General features: G+C 59.2%; 1 protein-coding gene. It reads right to left on the reverse strand.

Annotated elements, in window-relative coordinates; genetic code table 11:
• Positions 1-718, reverse strand: a 718-nt coding sequence (locus ABFX23_RS17660; RefSeq protein WP_346034188.1) for a DUF4158 domain-containing protein, incomplete at its 3' end; no start/stop codon positions are given.
• Positions 719-720: the final 2 nt, after the last annotated feature.

Here is a 720-nt window from a genome sequence, read left to right on the forward strand (position 1 = left end):
TGAGATCGGGGATGTCTGCCAGGTGCTTATGAACGTCCAGCGTGTAAAGCAGGTCGATGCGCTCCAGTACCTCGCTGATTTGGCGGGTTGAGTGTTTCGCCGGTGCAGCCCATAGCCAACTCTGCTGGGTTTGTCCATCTGGGCGCAGCTCTGAAACTGAGGCTCGCCAGCGATCAAGTGTTGCTGGATCAACGCTGGCGGCGATGGCGGTGCCTGTTTCAACTTCAAGCTGGGCAAGTGCCGCCGCAATCAGTGTCCGAATTGCCCGCTCGTGCACGATCACCAGCTTGTTCTTGTACAGCCATTGACGCGCCCGCACGAGTAGCTGATCGCGGTCGGCGCAGCGCGCCACTTCGTCGCGCAGTTCACGTACCAGTGAGCGGCGCTGGTGCTCGCTCATCCACTGGAATCCAAGGACCGTGCAGGCTACTTGTTGGTGATCGAATAGCGTGCGCCCGCGTTCATACATGGCTCTCAGCGAGGCGACTTCTGGTGCTGCAATGCCAAGCTCGTTGCCAAGGTGGCGCCACAAGGCTACTGGAATTACCCGAAAGGCACCGAGCAAACGCCCACTCATGCGCAGGAAACCAATATGGAGCGCCAGACCAAGCTTGTGGGAATCACCTCGGCGTGCATTGATTGCGTCGCGCTCGGCACCATCGAAGGTGAAAAATGCCTTCATCTCGAAGTCGCTGATATCGCGGGGGAGCCCACGCATCC

It is taken from the genome of Erythrobacter westpacificensis (assembly GCF_039542285.1).
In the GTDB taxonomy this organism is placed as follows: domain Bacteria; phylum Pseudomonadota; class Alphaproteobacteria; order Sphingomonadales; family Sphingomonadaceae; genus Alteraurantiacibacter; species Alteraurantiacibacter westpacificensis.